This window comes from Halobacteriovorax marinus SJ (genome assembly GCF_000210915.2).
GTDB lineage: Bacteria > Bdellovibrionota > Bacteriovoracia > Bacteriovoracales > Bacteriovoracaceae > Halobacteriovorax > Halobacteriovorax marinus.
This window is the reverse complement of sequence record NC_016620.1, coordinates 830,917-847,420: the sequence shown is the minus strand read 5'-3', so window position 1 is coordinate 847,420 and position 16,504 is coordinate 830,917. Positions and strand designations below refer to the sequence as shown.

Here is a 16,504-nt window from a genome sequence, read left to right as displayed (position 1 = left end):
TATGAATTATATAGATTTCTCAAGATACGTCGTTACCTTCTCAAGTATTTTACTTATCATTGGTCTCTATCACCAAGTCTATAAGATGTTTACGACTAAGAGTGCCGATGATTTTTCAATGCTGATGATTCTCTCGCTTATTTGTTGCCAAGTCACTTGGATCAACTATGGAATAGTCTTGGATGAATGGCCAATTCTACTTCTCTCTTCAATAGAACTTCCTGCGGGAGCTCTCGCCTTCTATGGCTACTTAAAGTTTAGGACAAAGCATGTCTTATAGTATTTTAAATATATCTACTCAAGAGCAAGTTTTTGAAATCTATAATCAGATGAACACACTCTATAGTGACCAGGATCACTTTCCATACTCAGTTATAGAGTTTGTTGCCAAAAAGTATCCAGGCCTTATTCAAATTGCAAAGAATGAACTTGATATACAAGTTGGTCATATTTTCTTTATTCCTTTAAATGAACGAGGATACGAAAATATGATTAACCCCAACCACCGAGAAAATGACCTCTCTACTTTAGATGTCTTCAATGATGAAGAAGATAGTAAAATGTATCTCTTCGTCTATTCAATTTATTCAGAGTCTGCAAAATTAACGAAGAAGCTTATCGCCTCTACAATTGAAGTGGCCAAGAAGTATAATTCTCAAGTGGATCCTAGTTCTATGGTTTTTACAGAAGTTGTTACCAGAAGAGGAGAGCTTCTAGCAAAGAGAATGAGTCTCACAAAATATCACTCTTATGAATTTGATAATGACACTCTTCACTTATATAGGACTAAACTAAGTGATTATATCCAATCATTTTCTGCCCACAGTTAGAGACATTTATCATATTTACATCTGTGTATGAAGCAGCTACTATTTTTGAATGACTACAGACTCACAAACATGCCCAAAATGTACATCTCCTTACGGTTATAGCGACGGAACTCTCTGGGTCTGTCCAGAATGCTTTCACGAGTGGAGCCTCGATGCTCTAGCTGATGAAGCGAGCGCAAAATTTCTCGATGCTAATGGAAATCAATTACAAGATGGTGATTCAGTTACTGTGATTAGAGATCTAAAGGCCGGAAAGAGCACCATTAAATCAGGGACAAAAGTTAAGAATATTCGTCTATTAGAGGAACCAGTCAACGATCACGATATCTCTTGTAAGATTGACGGACATGGCTCGATGTACCTTAAGTGCTCAGTTGTTAAAAAGGCCTAATCTCAACAAAATCAGACTAAAGAACTTTGTTATTTAAAGTCACTAAGCACCCTCTTGCCTATATAATTAGTAAAAGTGTATTATTAAGATTAGTTGCGTATTTTTGCGCATAAAAATCAATAGGATGATTTCTTTGAAAAGAAGAGACTTTTTAAAATATAGTGCACTACTAGCAGCCTCTGGCAGTCTTGGCGGATGCGCGTTTATTGAAAAGCACCTTCACAGGAACTCTCACGGTGAAAAGTGCGGCTCTTGTGTTGATCCTTTTGCTGCACCCGCTCCCAAAGCTCCGGCAGCTCCTATTGTAAAAAATGATGAAGAAATAGTTAAAGAACTCATGAGAGATGAGAGAGTTAAGAGTAAATACTTTTCTCAAAACTTCCCTGACGATATTTACCTATCGGCAGAGAATCATCTACTAGTTCAAGGATTAGTTAAGAAGTTTAGAGCAGTACAGCGCTATGTTGGACATGGAAATTTTAACCTTCTTAGCGTTGATAACTTTTATCTCTTTGCCAGTAGTGCTCCCAATTGTGAAGCAGTCACGATGAAAGAGAAGCTCTTTATGGAAGAGTTATTCTACTTCGATGCTCACAAATATGGATTTAGAGGAGAGAAAACTGCTCCAGCCCTTACGGATTCAATTGCAAAGAGAGAAGTTGAAAAAGTTCCCTACTCTGGGCATTTCCTAAAGAGAGAACAATCTCTAGAATTATTTAAGAAAGTTCAACGTGATGTTGGAGAGAGTCTTATTCTCACTTCGGGAATTAGAGGTGTTGCTAAGCAATTTCACCTCTTCCTAGAAAAAGCTCTTGAGACAAAGGGAAATCTTTCTAAAGCATCAAGGTCACTGGCCCCTCCTGGTTATTCTTTCCACTATCTTGGAGATTTTGACGTAGGTAAGAAAAATATGGGTCTTAGAAATTTTGATCAAGACTTTGCCCAAACTGATGAGTTTAAAAGACTTGTAGACCTTGGCTATATCAATATTCGCTACACTCAAAGCAATACTCTTGGAGTCCGCTTTGAACCTTGGCACCTCAAAGTCTAATTAAGAAAATAGATCTCTAACAAAAAACATAGAATCAAAATATTTCCTCAATCAACTGACACAAAACTAATGAGTCTATCTCATTTATCTATGTTCAAATTTAGTTGTAATTTAGCAGGAAATAAAATTGCAGCAAGTACATAATCTACTGAAGAATGATCTCACACTAAACTCTACAGAAGAAGTCCTCAAAGAATTGATAGAAATAGATTCACAGATCGCTAATCATAGAGGAATTAGCTTAGTTCAAGAATTTGTTGCCCATAAACTAAAAGATCTAGGTTTTCATTTCAAATGGATAAGTAATTCATTGATGGATACACCTAAACTCTTACATGCAAGTCTCATTAAATCTCCCCATTTTCCAAGTATAACTTTCATTGCCCATAGTGATGTTGTAACTCACTTAGAAGATAATCCCTTTAGGGTTGATGGAAAGAGAATCTACGGTGCGGGAAGTGCTGATGATAAAGGTGGCATTGCTGTTTGCCTAAGTACTTTAAAGTCCCTACTACAAACCAAAGAGAAAAATAAATTTAATATCAATGTCATCATATCACCTAATGAAGAAACTGGATCCTTAGGATTTCATGACTATTTTAAAGAAGTTGGCACCCAATCAGATTACGTCCTAGGTTTAGAGCCTGCACTACATACTGGCAATATTATTTCTTCTAGAAGTGGGAATCGCTGGTACAACGTAGAGGTGAAAGGTCTGGCCGCTCACGCTGGAAGATTCTCCCAGCCCCACATCAACGCTGCTCACTCACTCTGTCTACTCATATCACAACTACAAGTTCTAAATTGTGAGAAGAGCTTACGAAGGTTAAATGTTGGAAGCATACAAGGTGGCAACGGTGGTTTTAATACTATTTGCGATAACGCCTTCGCTAAATTAGATGCTAGATTTTCAAACTTAGAATGTAGGGAGATGATTCACCAAAAGCTGCTAGAGGCCATAGAGAACTCCAATCTACAATGTCCCTATACAAGCTTGAAGAGTGAAACCCAATTCACCATAGAGGATGACTGCCCTCCTCTGTCTCAAAATAAAAGAAATAACCAAGAGGTTAATTTCCTCTTAAATTTAATTTCTAAAATAGAAGGTAGAAAAATCTTCAGTGAACACTCTGGCGGTGCAGCTGATATAAACTACTTTTCCTCTTCCAAAGGTTTGCTTATTGATGGTCTTGGACCAATAGGAGGAGGCATGCACACTACTCATGAATATATTGAAAGAGAGAGTCTGATTACTCGCTCAAGATCTATTGAATTATTTCTTAAAAGAATTCAAGGAGAATAAGATGATCACTACAACTTTATTTAAAACGCAATTCTTTGAAAGCGCCCTACGTGAGATGGCCATAAAGTTTTCACCTAGATTTCTCTCATATACTCCAAAACATAGAGTTCATATTGAAACAGGACGCTACCTTCTAAAAACTGCAACAAGTACAAGTGAATTACTTGAAGTTTTTAAACTAAGACATATTAATTTTCTACAAGACGATCAAGAGAGTGAATTAAGTTACGATCTAGATGAATATGACCATATCTGTGACCACCTCATCATTATTTGTAAAGAAAGTCAGGAAATTATTGGAACCTATCGACTTATCTGCTCACTTTATAGCGACACATTCTATTCTCAAGGAGAATTTAAACTAGAGAGATTCTTGAAGTTAGATGGCGTTAAGCTAGAGCTTGGTAGAGCCTGTATTGATATGTCCCATAGAAACGGCAATGTTATTGACTTACTTTGGAAAGGGATTGCCTTTTATGCCGAAGAAACTGGTGCACGCTATCTATTTGGTTGCTCAAGCGTAAGTACCATTGAACCCCAAATGGCATCAAATATTACAAATTATCTAAGAAATAAGAATTACCTCAGAGATACTTTTGAGATCTCACCTACTAAGAAGTACCAAATTGATTATAGTGGATGTATCTCTGAATCTGCTATTGAAGTAAGAGACTATATTCCTTCTCTGCTCATGAGCTATATTTGTGCAGGAGCTAAAGTTCATGGTCTTCCAGCATTGGATAAAGAATTTGAATGTATTGATTACTTTACCATTCTTGACTTAGATGAAGTTAGTTCTCTATTTAAGAAAAGGTATTTTAAGTGGCTTATTTAAAATTAATTCTATTTGCTCTCATAGTTAGTGGATACTTTATTAGTGCACTTCCTTTCTTTGTTTTAGGATACTTTAATAGATACCTCGCAATAAGAAAGCTAACACTCATCGCTCACCTTTGGGCAAAAATAGCTTTGAAACTCTTTGCTATAAAAGTCATAAGAAACGATACAGAGATAAAGAGTAAAAAAGAAGCGATAGGTAGACTTATCGTAGCAAACCACCTCTCTTATTTGGATGCAATTATTCTTTTAGCGAGAGGGCCGAAATCATTCGTCACTTCAATTGAAATGAAGACCACTCCCTTTCTGGGGCAAATATGCCAAGCAGCAGGCTGTCTCTATGTAGAGAGAAGAAGTCGAGCTCACCTCTCTAGTGAAATTAAAGATATTACCAAGGCCCTTGCGGCAGGAATTGATGTAGTAGTTTTTCCCGAGGCAACAAGTACTAATGGAGAGAGCATAAAGAATTTTAAAAGACCTCTCTTCGCTGCGGCCATAGAGAGCGGTGCCACGATTATTCCTCTGACTTTAAATTATAGAAAGATTAACTCCTTGCCTGTAACTACCTTAAATAGAGATTTAGCTTTTTGGTATGCTGATATGAGCTTTCTTCCTCATCTAATTTCAGTCTTTTCTCAAAGTGAATTTATAGTTGAAGTAACTTCTAGCGAATTTATTGAAACAGAACCTAGTGATGATATTACAAACCTAGCTCTACTCTCTAGGGAGAGGATCCTAGAGAATTATCACCCAATTCAGTGATTAGTCATCTTCGGGCTTCTTGAAAGATGATGGAATAATATCCACTCCAAATCTCTTTCCTAATTTTACAATTATAGGAAGAGTTAAAGGAGCGAAGGGAAGCACTAATAAAACACCTAGCCCAAGACTCTTTACAATATCTCTCAATTGCTCATTAGCAACTTTCATTTCTTTCTTTGTCGCCTTTCCTTGAGTGTAGCGAGAATAGATTTGGAACATCTCCCTCGTCTCCACACCTTCCTGCGAAAGACCCTCTTTAAGAGAAACGAGTGCTTTTCTAATTCTCTTAAGCATTCCTTTCTTCTTAGAGGCCAACAATAGAATTAAAGCTAAATATAAATCAATAATCCACTTAAAAAGAATCATTCTTACTACTCAATATAAAGTCAAAAAGAGCGTCAATATCACACTTCTGTGTCTCAGATAATGTCTCAATCTCTTCACAAGTATCTTCATATCTCTTTTTAATTTCCTTTGCCTTACTTCTAATTTTAAAATTTCCACCTTCAGAAACAGAGTCTACAATTCTCCACTTTAGCTCATCTACAATATAGTAGAAACTCTCAAAGCTCTTATCTTTCTCTAAGACTTGATCAATAACAACAACAAGGTCCCACCAATCATTCTTTCTATATCTTCTTGTACTCTCATACATAATTATCTTTCCTAAAAATAGTAATCAATTGCCAGCATGGACATCACTCCAACAATGACTCCAAGAGTGGCATGCTTCTCATGTCCCTCTCTAAAAAGCTCAGGTAACATTTCTTGGCAAATTACAAAGAGCATTGTTCCACCTGCAAAGCTTAGAGCAATTGGAAGAGAATAATGAGTCACACTAGAAGAAATAAAACCAATTGCGGCCGCGACAGGCTCTACTAATCCAGATAAGAGCGCCATTGCAAAGGCCTTATGCTTAGAAGCTCCCTCGCTTAAAAGACCAAAGGCAACAACAAGTCCCTCTGGCATATTTTGTAATGCTATGGCCAGAGCGAGAGCTATTCCACTTCCCTCATCTCCAGAACCAAATCCCACTCCAACGGCGAGCCCCTCTGGAAAATTATGTAAAGAGATGGCCAAGACGATCAAAGCAACTCGGCTCATCTTCTTTCTATGTTTCATATCAGTATGCTTTATCAAGTGTTCATGAGGAAGAATATCGTGAATGAAAATAATAAAGAGATAGCCTGTGAATAAACTTATTAAAATTATTGGTAGACCTACATTATAGGTATAGACTTCTTTTGCTTCAGACACACTCGGTATAATTAGAGATAGAAAAGATGCAACCAGCATAACTCCAGCGCTAAAGCCTAACCCCACATCTAGGGATTTCTTAGAAAATTCTTTTTTAAAATATATAGGTATTGCACCCAGACCTGTGGCAATACCAGCAATTAATGTCCATACAATTGCTGTATAAGAAACCATATTCACCTCTTTACTTAGAAGTATTATAGACTAATTCATCTAATCAATCATTAAACTAAATTACTCGCCTACTTTCTTTTAAGCTTGAGATAGATATCTTCACTTGGCGATAGTGCTACGCTTATCTTCGCCTTTGGCAATCTCGATATCTGAGTGTCGATTTCAAAGGTTTTGAAGAACTCTTCTAGTATGACCTTCATTATATTCATACTAAGAAACTCACCTAAGCACTTTCGAGCTCCCTTACCAAAGGGAAGGTAGTGAGATAGAGAGCTTATTGTAATATCAGAAAACCTAGAAGGCATAAAACTCTCAGGACTCTCCCAGAATTCATTCATACGGTGCAGGACATGAGCGGGAACTACAATATTTGTATTCTTTGGTATTTTTATATTTCCAAGTTCTGTATCTTGGACGGCCTTTCTAGAAAAGAGTGGCAGTGCTGGATAGAGCCTCATTGTTTCATAGATGATCTCTTCGTAATTCTCCCTCTCAAATCCCCCTTCTTTTGTCATTAAACAAATTGCCCAGCCCAATGTATAGGCGGTGGTTTCATGGGCAGCAATAAGTAGAGTTAAGAGTTCATCACGTATCTCTTCTTGTGATAGATGATGTTCACTTCCTAGTAAGCTTCGAAGCACTCCACTAGAGTTAGACGAGTTTGAGCTCTCAATGATCTCTATAATAATACTTTCTAAGATTTTATAGTGATGTTGAAAGTCCAAATTATCTTTGGTAGCGACCCAATAAGGCAGAGGAAGTAGTTGAAACACTCTTTTAAATGAAATCTCTGAACACACTTCAAGAGCTTCTTTGAATCTTGAACTCTCCTCTGAGCTCAATCTCTTCCCAAGTAGTGTTTCACAGGAAATCTCAAAGGTTATATCTTTAAAGAAATCAAAGATCTCAACTTCTTCTATACTGCTAAAAGACGAAAATTTCTGTTGAGTTATTCTACGAATGACATTTTCAAATGTGACAATATTTGGACGAGAAAAGTCTTTAGCTATTATGGCCCTCTTTCTAGACCAACTCTTAAAATTATTATTAACTGCAATCCCTCTTCCTATGACAGCACTTACTTCTAAGACTTGATCTCCCTTTTGGAAGTCTCGGTAATTTTTCACCAGTAAATCATTTATAAGTTCAGGATCATAAATAATCACAGAATTCATAGGCCATGGAAAACTTGCAATACGTGGATACGTTTTTTGTAGTTGAATAAAGGCATCAAGAGTATCAGCCTTAAAGAATTGTAGCCATTGAAGATAATCAAATCCCCTAGGTCCCTCAATAGAACCTAGGTCAATTCTCTCCACTAGTGACTTACTATACCCTTGAAAATTACTATTAATCATCTCTAACCTATTTTTAACTATTATAGTATAGCTTAAAAATGGTCACTCAATAGAAAAAGATTATTATAGAATCTTCTGGATCTCTCCAATTGATTCCATACCTAGCTTGTAGGCTAAAATCGTTAGAATAAGTCCTGTCGCAAGTGAAGTACATCTCATATTCTTTTCACTAGAGAGAAAAGTTGAAAACTTAGAAGAAAAGCTCGCCAAGAAATAGAACCAAATTATAGAGAAAACTCCGGCCCCAAGTCCAAAGCTTAACTTATCCGTCATGAAATCGAATTTTGTAGAGTACCCGCCAATTAAAAAGAAGGCATCGATATAGACGTGTGGATTTAAAAGAGTGAAGCTCAGAGTCGTTAGAATTATAATTTTCTTAGAGAGCACTAATTGAGCTTTATTCTTTGAATCGAATGAACCAACAAAGAATTCTCTCAATTTTAGAACTGCATAGTATAAGAGAAATAACGCTCCTAATACTCCAATGAAAATCTTAAAGGTCGGAATACTTGATAGAAGTGTCGATATACCAAGAACACCTAAAAGAATGAGGCATACATCACAAATGGCACAAATAGTTGCGGCCAAGATATGATTATTCTTTTTTATACCAACATCAATAATAAATAAGTTTTGTGCACCCAAGGCCAAGATTAAACTTGCCTGCAATAAAAAACCTTCAGTAAAAACTTCCATCATAATGATCTCCTGATGTTAATTTACGGCAAAACATGATATAAGTTAAATTAATATTCTTAATCATTAATTAGGAAAACTTATGATTGATTATCACGCTCTTAGGGCGCTTCAGGCCGTTATTGAATACCAAAGTTTTGAACTCGCCTCTAAGGCAATAGGTATATCTCAATCCGCTGTTACCCAGCGAATACAGAACTTTGAGTCCTACTTGGGCAAGAAGTTACTTATTAGAAAAGCTCCCTACAAGGCGACAGGTACAGGAAAGACCTATTTAAATTTACTGCGTAAGGTGACAAGCCTTGAGCGAGAGCTTGAGGAGCGAGAAAATATTAGACCTATTCTCAAATTGGCAATCAATAGAGATAGTCTAGACCTCTACTTTCTTGATGTTTTAAGTGATCCAAAAGTTGCAAATACGGTGACTTTACAAGTAATCGCAGACGATCAAGAAAATACATTGAGCTATCTAAAGAGTGGCCAAGTCGATATGTGTATTAGCTCGCAAAAGAAAGCTCTGCCCAATCATTCTTCAACACATCTAGGAGATATGCTCTACACTCTTATTTGTTCTAATGAGTTCTACGCCAAATACTTTAGCGAAGGAGTAAATAAGAAAACACTCTCCCTCGCTCCTCTCGTTGTCTTTGACAAGTATGATAAGGTTCAGCATATCTATCTTAAAGAGCACTACAAGCTAGATACTTTCGCTAAGATTAATCTCATGCCTTCAGTGCCAAGTTTTAAGCGCGCAATCCTTGGAGGGTTTGGCTATGGACTGTTGCCTTTAATAGATATTGAATCTGAACTAAAGAGAAAGAAGCTCATTCAGCTCAACCCTTCCAAAGACTTTAGTATTCCGCTCTACTTACACCAATGGGAATACCAGCAAGATCATATAAAGATCTTTAGTGAGAAATTAATCAAGGCCGCAAAGAAACTCTAGCGAGCAGTTAGCTTAAGTCCAATGATGGAAATTAAGAGCAATACCAAAAAGAAAATTCTCATTGGCCCCGCAGACTCTTCAAAGAGAAAGATTCCAAGTACTGCTGCTCCTAGGGCTCCAATACCAACCCATACACCATAGGCGGTACCTATGGGCAGAACATTACTCGCCTTCGCCAGCAAGTACATACTGCCCGCAAGTGTGAGTAAGGTAAAAATAGTTGGGTAAAATTTGGTGAATCCCTCAGTATACTTAAGACCGATGGCCCAGCATATTTCAAGTAGACCGGCCAAAACTAAGATAAACCACGCAATTGTTGTCGACATAAAGACTCCTCTATTAAGTTAATAGTAAGAGCCGTCTTTACTTACATGGTACGGCATCCCTCGTCATGGGAAGAAATCCAAAATTAGTATAGCACAAAATTATCTAAGTTTAAAAATCTAGTCGTAGCCCGTCGAAATCTTTAGCAGAGTTTCTCTGAGCAAGTCTTTGATCTTCATCTCCCCATGTGCGATTAACAAGTCTTCCTCGTAGGACGGCCTTTCTCTCAATGAGCTCGTCTGCCCAGCGGATAATATTCTTATACTCATGTGTTGAGAGGAACTCTGCTGCATCATAGAGCTTCCCTTTTACTAAAGCTCCGTACCAAGGAAAAATTGCAATGTCTGCAATTGAGTATTCCTCGCCAGCAATGAATTGATTCTTAGAGAGCTGCTTGTCTAAAACATCTAACTGTCTCTTAGTCTCCATTGCAAAGCGGTCGATAGGATATTCAAACTTCTCTGGAGCATAAGAATAGAAATGACCAAATCCACCACCTAGGTATGGAGCGCTTCCCATTTGCCAGAATAGCCAATTCATAACTTCCGTCTTCTTAGAAATATCGGCCGGAAGAAATTTATTAAATTTATTTGCAAGATAGAGAAGAATTGATCCGGACTCAAAAACTCTAATCGGATCACCATTATTCTTATCTAAGAGCGCAGGAATTTTAGAGTTTGGATTAATCTCCACAAAGCCACTTCCAAATTGATCCGCTTCTCCAATATTAATTAAGAAAGCATCGTACTCTGCTTCACTAATACCTAGCTCTAAGAGTTCTTCCAACATTATCGTGACTTTAACTCCATTGGGAGTTCCAAGAGAATAGAGCTGCAGAGGGTTTTCACCAACGGGAAGAGTCTTTTCAAATCTCGCTCCAGATGTTGGTCTATTTATACTCGCAAATTGCCCACCATTTTCTTGTTCATAAGTCCAAACTTTAGGTGGTGTATATTTCTCTGTCATAACGCCCTCTTAATTCTTAATATATTTCTTACAAAACTCAGTGAAGACACTCTTGTGCTTTTCAAGATCAAATTTTGGGGAGAGAGATACTCTCACAATATAATCTTTATCACCTTCTTTCGTTGTCCCCTGTGTAGAAGTCGCTGGGATAGTCCAGTAACAACCTTTCAGCTGTCCATAACTCACACAGAATTTACTTTCGTCTGCGATGGCCTCTATCATCATATTAATTAATAATAGATTCAGCTCTCTCTTATGAGATTCTCTTTGTTCGTATGTCTCCCCTTTTGTAGGAAGGTCGAGAGAAAAAACAGATGGAGTAAACCCATCACTTGCTAACTCATGTGAGACAAAGTTTATTTTAGCCTCTGGAAGTTCTAGCTTTATATGATCAACAAACGCTCTCGTATTTAGATAAGCATCTTCAATTCTCTTATTCATCGAAGGCATCTGTTCAATTAAAGTATTCACCTGAAAATCAGTTGCACCATTATCACAAATTTCGATGTGCTTATTTACATACTCCATTAATGAAGAGGCCTTTTCATTTGCAACACAATAACCAGCAGTACAAAGCCCTCCACTTGGGAATTTAGAACCACTTACATAAGACAATGTAGGCACATCATGAAGATAATCACCGGCACCAAGAAATTTTACATTGGGGCAAAAAGTTTGATCTAAAATAAACACTGCTTCACTAGCAATTTTAGAATCACTTGTCTTACGTTCCTTGGCCAAAGTTTCTCTAAGTTTAATCAGATCAGGTACTTCAACTCTTGGATTAGTCGGAATCTCAGCGATAATAAACGCCATCCCATCCTTACTGGCAACGTCATCCAAGATATGCGTAAGACTTGCAACCATATCTTTTCCACTATCCACAGGAAGATCGACAATTTCAACATTATCGATACAAGCGGCCACTCTCCTCGCCTGATCATTTGTTCCCCCATAGCAATTTGGTGGAACAATGAATTTTATATCTTTATTAGGAAAAGTATTCTTTGAGTAATCAACAAGTCCCATCATGATTGCGTACTGAACACTCAGTCCACTTGAACCTAGTGCGACTTTTGATTTCGTATTCGTAACTTCATTGATGATTGAGCTGAGTTCTTCTCTATTAGCTCCACTCTCTTCACTTACATTTTCATTGGTAATTCTCTTTAAAAGAGACAAACAATTCTTAGGAGTCATTGCAATAGACTCTCTTCTTCTTACGTGCTGAACTTCTGAAATATATTCTTTATTATTTTCTGTATTAATAACGATAATACTTCCAAGTCCCTGCTCAAGTCCTACAATAAAGTCCACAGAATTATTTAAGTTAGCAGACTTTACCTTTTCAAGAGATGTGAAAAGCAAACGACTCCCATTAAAGTCTTCTAGCTCATCTAGATTGGAAACTTTCTTCAATTCAAATTGGTAACCATAGATTTCTCTAAGGGACTTCTCATCAAAGAAATCTGGTAACTCATCAGTATAAATAATCTGTGTAGATTTTTGTAAAAAGAGATTCTTTCTAAGAACTGCGAGAGTTGACATCGCACCCGAAGAAAATGAAACAACGCACTCGCTGGATATTCCCTTCTCTTTTGCAATATACCACTCAAGTAAACAAGAGAGTGGATGGCCTAGTCTTATATAATCAAAAGCTGTTGGAAGCTTCTCTAATTCACTAAATAATTCTTGTCCTTCAAAGGATTGAAGTGCTTCTAGCTTTTGTAAGAACTCAACTTTAGCAAGACCTTCATTGTAGATATCTAGTCTGTGAGTCGTTAATTTCAACCAATCAGACGGTAGATGGGAGAGAATATTTCTCATAAAATTCATTGTGCTCATATATAACCTCAACTTTCCAAACAATATACTTGATTTAAGGTATTCTTTAAAGGGCCTAGACTCTCTATGGCCAGACAGGAAAGCCTTATAGATATCTAGAATTAATAGGTTTTTAATCATTGCTGATTCTTTTTCATTGTAGCTATAATAAAAGAAAATCTTTTTCTGGAAAAACTACATGTTCTTATTCTTTATCTGTATCATTTGCCTTGTTCTCGCCTATAGGTTCTATAGCCCATTTGTGGAGAAGCAGGCCAAGATTGACCACTCTGTTAAAACACCTTGTACAAGGTTTGAAGACGGAGTTGATTACGTAGCCGTTTCTCCAATAAAAGCGTTTCTCATTCAATTTCTAAACATTGCTGGTGTAGGACCTATCTTTGGTCCAATACTTGGAGCAATCTATGGGCCATCGGCACTAGTTTGGATTGTACTTGGAAATATTATTGGTGGCTCGGTACACGATTATTTTTCAGGAGTATTAAGTATAAAAGAAGATGGTCAAAGTCTCCCTGAGATTGCCGGGCACTACTTTAATATTTACTTCAAAGGAATCATGCTGATCTTTACAGCGATGCTTCTCTTCTTTGTTGGTGTTGTTTTCATTATGAGTCCAGCAGGTCTTATAAGTAATCTAGAAACATTTCAGGGAACTATTTTTGCCAACAACACATTCTGGGTCTTAGTTATTCTTGGATACTATCTTCTTGCTACCCTTCTACCAATTGATAAAATCATTACAAAGTTCTATCCCATTTTTGGACTACTCATGGTCGTTATGACAACTTCAATCGCAGTTGCTCTACTTATCAATGCACCTCACTTGCCTGAGGTTGGAAGCGTCTTCTCTTTTCTAAAGCACTCACACCTCAGTCATGAATTACTTGATAGAGCACCGGGCGCACCTCCAGTGTGGCCCTTACTCTTTGTTACTATCACTTGCGGTGCCATTAGTGGTTTTCACTCGACACAGGCACCGATTATTGCAAGATGCTTAACTAACGAAAAATATATTAGACCTGTTTACTATGGAGCGATGCTGGCAGAAGGTGTTGTTGCAGCGGTTTGGGCCCTAGCGGGAATCTCTGCTTTTCCTGGTGGATACGTTGAACTTAAGAGTGTCATTGCTCTTGGAGGTCCAGGTCTTGTAGTCAATAAGGTGGCCACTTCATACTTAGGTACAATTGGTGGGGTCATGGCAATTCTAGCAGTAGCAGTTTTTCCAATTACTTCAGGTGACACTGCTTTCAGATCGTTAAGACTTACTATCATTGATGCCTTTAAAGTTTCTCAAAGCATAAAGAATAGATTACTCGTCTCCATTCCAATTTTAACGATTGCCTACTTCATGACGAAGATCGACTTCTCACTTATTTGGAGATACTTCGCATTCTCTAATATGTTACTTTCAACGAGTGTTATGTGGTTAGCTACAAAGTATTTATTCACTAAGAAAACAGTCCATTGGATCGCAAGTCTTCCAGCAATTGTAGGAACAGCGGTGACACTCTCTTATATTTTCACAGCACCTATTGGTCTAAACTTTGATAAGAGTTTGAGCACTCCTATTGGAATTGTTACGGGAGTAGTTTTACTCATTGCACTTATTATTGTTGATAGAAGAACTTATAAGGCTTAATTCTTATTCAGAAGAGTTAAGCCACTTCTTCTTTTTGAAATAACTATAAATTCCAATACCAATGACAAATTGAACGATCATTATTGCGATATAGCCATACTTATAATCTAGTTCCGGCATATTCTTAAAATTCATTCCATAAACACCTACGATATAAGTAAGAGGAATAAAGATCGTTGAAAACAGGGTGAGATACATCATCACTTCATTTGTCTTCTTATTGATATTACTTAAGTAGAGATCATAGAAACTTGTTACAAGCTCTTGATTAAGACTTATTGATTCATTTATTTGAAGACAGTGATCCATAGTATCTTTGAAAAAGAATATAGTCTCAGAGCTAAAGTTCTTCTTTTCTGTTCTCACTAAGTGCTTAACGATATCATTGATTGGATAAATCGCTTTCTTTAAGTAGAGCAGCTCTTTTTTAAGCCAGTAAACATCTTCAATAATTTCATTATCACTATTATCTAGGGCATCTTCAATAATGGCGATTTCACTATCAATTTGATCACCAACTTTAAAGTAACCGTCGACAATTAAATCGATAATTCTATAGAAGAGAAAACCAGCATTCTTCTGTCTAAGGAAGCTATCCTCAACACTGAGTTCGGCCTTTAATCTCTTAAAAATATCATTTGGAAATTGGCTAAAAGAGATCACTAAATTATCTTTTAAAATAATACTGATCTGCTCTTTAATGAACGTTTCTTTTTCTTCGTTATAGCTAATCGCTTTTAAAGTCACAAAGATATATTCATTATTGGATTCTATCTTTGGCCTTTGCTTTGTATTGAGAATATCTTCAATATTTACACCGTGTACAGCTGCCTTTTCACAAACCGACTTTGTAATCGTTGTATCATGAATTCCATTGACCTCAACCCATGTCGTCGTATCACTTTCACTATGAGAGGTATATTCATCTAAGCTAGAATAAGTTTTTAAACTAAGAGAAGCTCTGTCATAAGAGCGGGACTCTATGGAAACATCGTGAGAGACTTGATGATCTCCCACATAAGTAAGCATCCATGGTTTGTGTTTTATTTCTTTGCTGTCTTTTGTATTCTTAGTTTTTTTAATCATAAGACTATGATCTTACAAAAGAGCTTTAATATCAAATCAAGTGCACTTTATTTTAGTGCACTTCCCAGATTGCGAGGGCCCACTCAGGGTGATCGATAAATGGGTTTCTATTTCTTTGGAATCCACAAGCTGCATCGTTTCTCTTTCTTTCGTGCTCACTTACCGGATCTTCCTTATGCCACTTAAGTAGTGTCTTTAAAAACCAAGTAGAATAAGTTTGCTCATAAGAACCATCTGTCATTGGAGTATATCCAAAGCGTGGGATTTGACTTTCGTAGCGAACTGCAAAGTAGAGCATTGCTCTAGCAATATCACCTTTGAACTCATCGATAGGCTCAAAAACTAAACCTTTATATTCAGGGTTATTACTATAACCTAATTTAGAACCATTCTTAGAACTCCAACGAACTTCCTTCGCCTCACCAAATGGGTACGAACCTCTCATTCCATTTACTTTTCCATCTGTTGGGTATACGTGGAAAATATCTGTCTTCATCGGACGCTTCTTATCAAAAAGTCCTTGAGGGAAAAGGTGCTCACGATTGTAGCAATCCCCTTCATTCTTGTAAGAACCACAAACTCTTTGTGAGTGAATGTAGCGATAAGGATCTTTCCCACCTGGACGCTCAGAGTACATATCCATAACTGAGTTATCTACGTCGTAAGTCGTATCCTTGTCGGTCTTTTTATAGGCCTTTAAAAGTGCGCTATAAGAAAGTCCCTTATGAGTCTTGGCCAAGAGGCTTGAGAGCTTTGACTTAAACTCGTAACCGCTCAAGTGTGTTGGCAGCTTTGAGTAGTAGCTTTCAATGTCGCAGTTAGCGCTAGTAGAAATTGATAGAATTAAAAGAAGTGTAGTGTAGTGTAATTTTTTCATGGTGGGAAACTATCTAATAATTGGTACGAAAACAAGAACTTTTTCAGGCCAGACTAATATTTTTTATTAGGATACTCTTATCACTTATTTTATTTACCCCTTGCCTCGCACCACAGCATTTCAAATAAAATCCTAACTGAGCTTTACCCAAATTTAAACTCT

General features: G+C 37.1%; 19 protein-coding genes. 9 read left to right on the top strand and 10 right to left on the bottom strand.

The genetic code is table 11. The annotated features are described in order from the left end of the window. The first annotated feature begins 1 nt into the window (after nt 1). The 7 genes from BMS_RS04130 to BMS_RS16700 all read left to right on the top strand — a co-directional run bounded on the left by BMS_RS04130 (nt 2) and on the right by BMS_RS16700 (nt 5,174). Entirely contained in the window at nt 2–280 is a 279-nt protein-coding gene (locus BMS_RS04130; protein ID WP_014243532.1) for a SemiSWEET family transporter, read from the top strand. Then, a complete protein-coding gene (locus BMS_RS04125; RefSeq protein ID WP_014243531.1) occupies nt 270–830 on the top strand; it encodes a hypothetical protein in 561 nt (186 codons plus the stop codon). Before BMS_RS04130 ends, BMS_RS04125 begins: the two co-directional genes overlap by 11 nt. Before the next feature lie 49 nt (nt 831–879). Next, a complete protein-coding gene (locus tag BMS_RS04120) occupies nt 880–1,221 on the top strand; it encodes a zinc ribbon domain-containing protein YjdM (protein WP_014243530.1) in 342 nt (113 codons plus the stop codon). Between the two features lie 124 nt (nt 1,222–1,345). Continuing rightward, entirely contained in the window at nt 1,346–2,272 is a 927-nt protein-coding gene (locus tag BMS_RS04115; protein WP_407635789.1) for a D-alanyl-D-alanine carboxypeptidase family protein, read from the top strand. Nucleotides 2,273–2,399: 127 nt separating this feature from the next. Beyond that, complete coding sequence (locus BMS_RS04110; protein WP_014243528.1) at nt 2,400–3,575, top strand: M20/M25/M40 family metallo-hydrolase; 1,176 nt, start codon at nt 2,400–2,402, stop codon at nt 3,573–3,575. A gap of 1 nt (nt 3,576) precedes the next feature. Then, nucleotides 3,577–4,410, top strand: coding sequence for a GNAT family N-acetyltransferase (locus tag BMS_RS04105; RefSeq protein WP_014243527.1), 834 nt, complete (start codon nt 3,577–3,579; stop codon nt 4,408–4,410). Then, complete coding sequence (locus BMS_RS16700; RefSeq protein ID WP_014243526.1) at nt 4,398–5,174, top strand: lysophospholipid acyltransferase family protein; 777 nt, start codon at nt 4,398–4,400, stop codon at nt 5,172–5,174. Before BMS_RS04105 ends, BMS_RS16700 begins: the two co-directional genes overlap by 13 nt. Here BMS_RS16700 and BMS_RS04095 read toward each other — a convergent pair whose 3' ends face one another. From BMS_RS04095 to BMS_RS04075, 5 genes are all read right to left on the bottom strand, one after another. Continuing rightward, nucleotides 5,175–5,540, bottom strand: coding sequence for an LETM1 domain-containing protein (locus BMS_RS04095; RefSeq protein ID WP_014243525.1), 366 nt, complete (start codon nt 5,538–5,540; stop codon nt 5,175–5,177). It abuts the gene before it with no gap. After that, nucleotides 5,527–5,829: a hypothetical protein gene (locus tag BMS_RS04090; protein ID WP_014243524.1), complete on the bottom strand. Its 303-nt coding sequence runs from the start codon at nt 5,827–5,829 to the stop codon at nt 5,527–5,529. The genes BMS_RS04095 and BMS_RS04090 overlap by 14 nt, the downstream gene beginning before the upstream one ends. An 11-nt stretch (nt 5,830–5,840) precedes the next feature. Next, nucleotides 5,841–6,605, bottom strand: coding sequence for a ZIP family metal transporter (locus BMS_RS04085; protein WP_044557272.1), 765 nt, complete (start codon nt 6,603–6,605; stop codon nt 5,841–5,843). A gap of 68 nt (nt 6,606–6,673) precedes the next feature. Further along, nucleotides 6,674–7,963: a cytochrome P450 gene (locus BMS_RS04080; protein WP_014243522.1), complete on the bottom strand. Its 1,290-nt coding sequence runs from the start codon at nt 7,961–7,963 to the stop codon at nt 6,674–6,676. A gap of 63 nt (nt 7,964–8,026) precedes the next feature. After that, entirely contained in the window at nt 8,027–8,662 is a 636-nt protein-coding gene (locus BMS_RS04075) for a LysE/ArgO family amino acid transporter (RefSeq protein WP_014243521.1), read from the bottom strand. A gap of 79 nt (nt 8,663–8,741) precedes the next feature. Between BMS_RS04075 and BMS_RS04070 the strand changes: the two genes are divergently transcribed. Beyond that, complete coding sequence (locus tag BMS_RS04070) at nt 8,742–9,605, top strand: ArgP/LysG family DNA-binding transcriptional regulator (protein ID WP_014243520.1); 864 nt, start codon at nt 8,742–8,744, stop codon at nt 9,603–9,605. On the opposite strand, the gene BMS_RS04065 is transcribed toward BMS_RS04070, so the two are convergent. The 3 genes from BMS_RS04065 to BMS_RS04055 form a co-directional block, all read right to left on the bottom strand. Next, on the bottom strand, nt 9,602–9,931 hold the full coding sequence (locus BMS_RS04065) for a DMT family transporter (protein WP_014243519.1): 330 nt from the start codon (nt 9,929–9,931) through the stop codon (nt 9,602–9,604). The two genes, BMS_RS04070 and BMS_RS04065, sit on opposite strands and share 4 nt — an antisense overlap. 109 nt (nt 9,932–10,040) lie before the next feature. Continuing rightward, complete coding sequence (gene yghU / locus BMS_RS04060; RefSeq protein WP_014243518.1) at nt 10,041–10,895, bottom strand: glutathione-dependent disulfide-bond oxidoreductase; 855 nt, start codon at nt 10,893–10,895, stop codon at nt 10,041–10,043. A gap of 9 nt (nt 10,896–10,904) precedes the next feature. After that, entirely contained in the window at nt 10,905–12,740 is a 1,836-nt protein-coding gene (locus tag BMS_RS04055; protein ID WP_014243517.1) for a PLP-dependent aminotransferase family protein, read from the bottom strand. Nucleotides 12,741–12,918: 178 nt separating this feature from the next. On the opposite strand from BMS_RS04055, the gene BMS_RS04050 reads away from it, so the two are divergent. Further along, nucleotides 12,919–14,379, top strand: a complete 1,461-nt coding sequence (locus BMS_RS04050) for a carbon starvation CstA family protein (protein WP_014243516.1) — start codon at nt 12,919–12,921, stop codon at nt 14,377–14,379. 3 nt (nt 14,380–14,382) lie between these two features. On the opposite strand, the gene corA is transcribed toward BMS_RS04050, so the two are convergent. Together corA and BMS_RS04040 are read right to left on the bottom strand one after the other, a co-directional pair. Further along, the gene (gene corA, locus BMS_RS04045) at nt 14,383–15,465 is read right to left on the bottom strand and encodes a magnesium/cobalt transporter CorA (protein ID WP_014243515.1); all 1,083 of its coding nucleotides are present in this window, start codon (nt 15,463–15,465) and stop codon (nt 14,383–14,385) included. 52 nt (nt 15,466–15,517) lie between these two features. After that, on the bottom strand, nt 15,518–16,342 hold the full coding sequence (locus tag BMS_RS04040) for an HNH endonuclease signature motif containing protein (RefSeq protein ID WP_014243514.1): 825 nt from the start codon (nt 16,340–16,342) through the stop codon (nt 15,518–15,520). Nucleotides 16,343–16,504 lie beyond the last annotated feature (162 nt).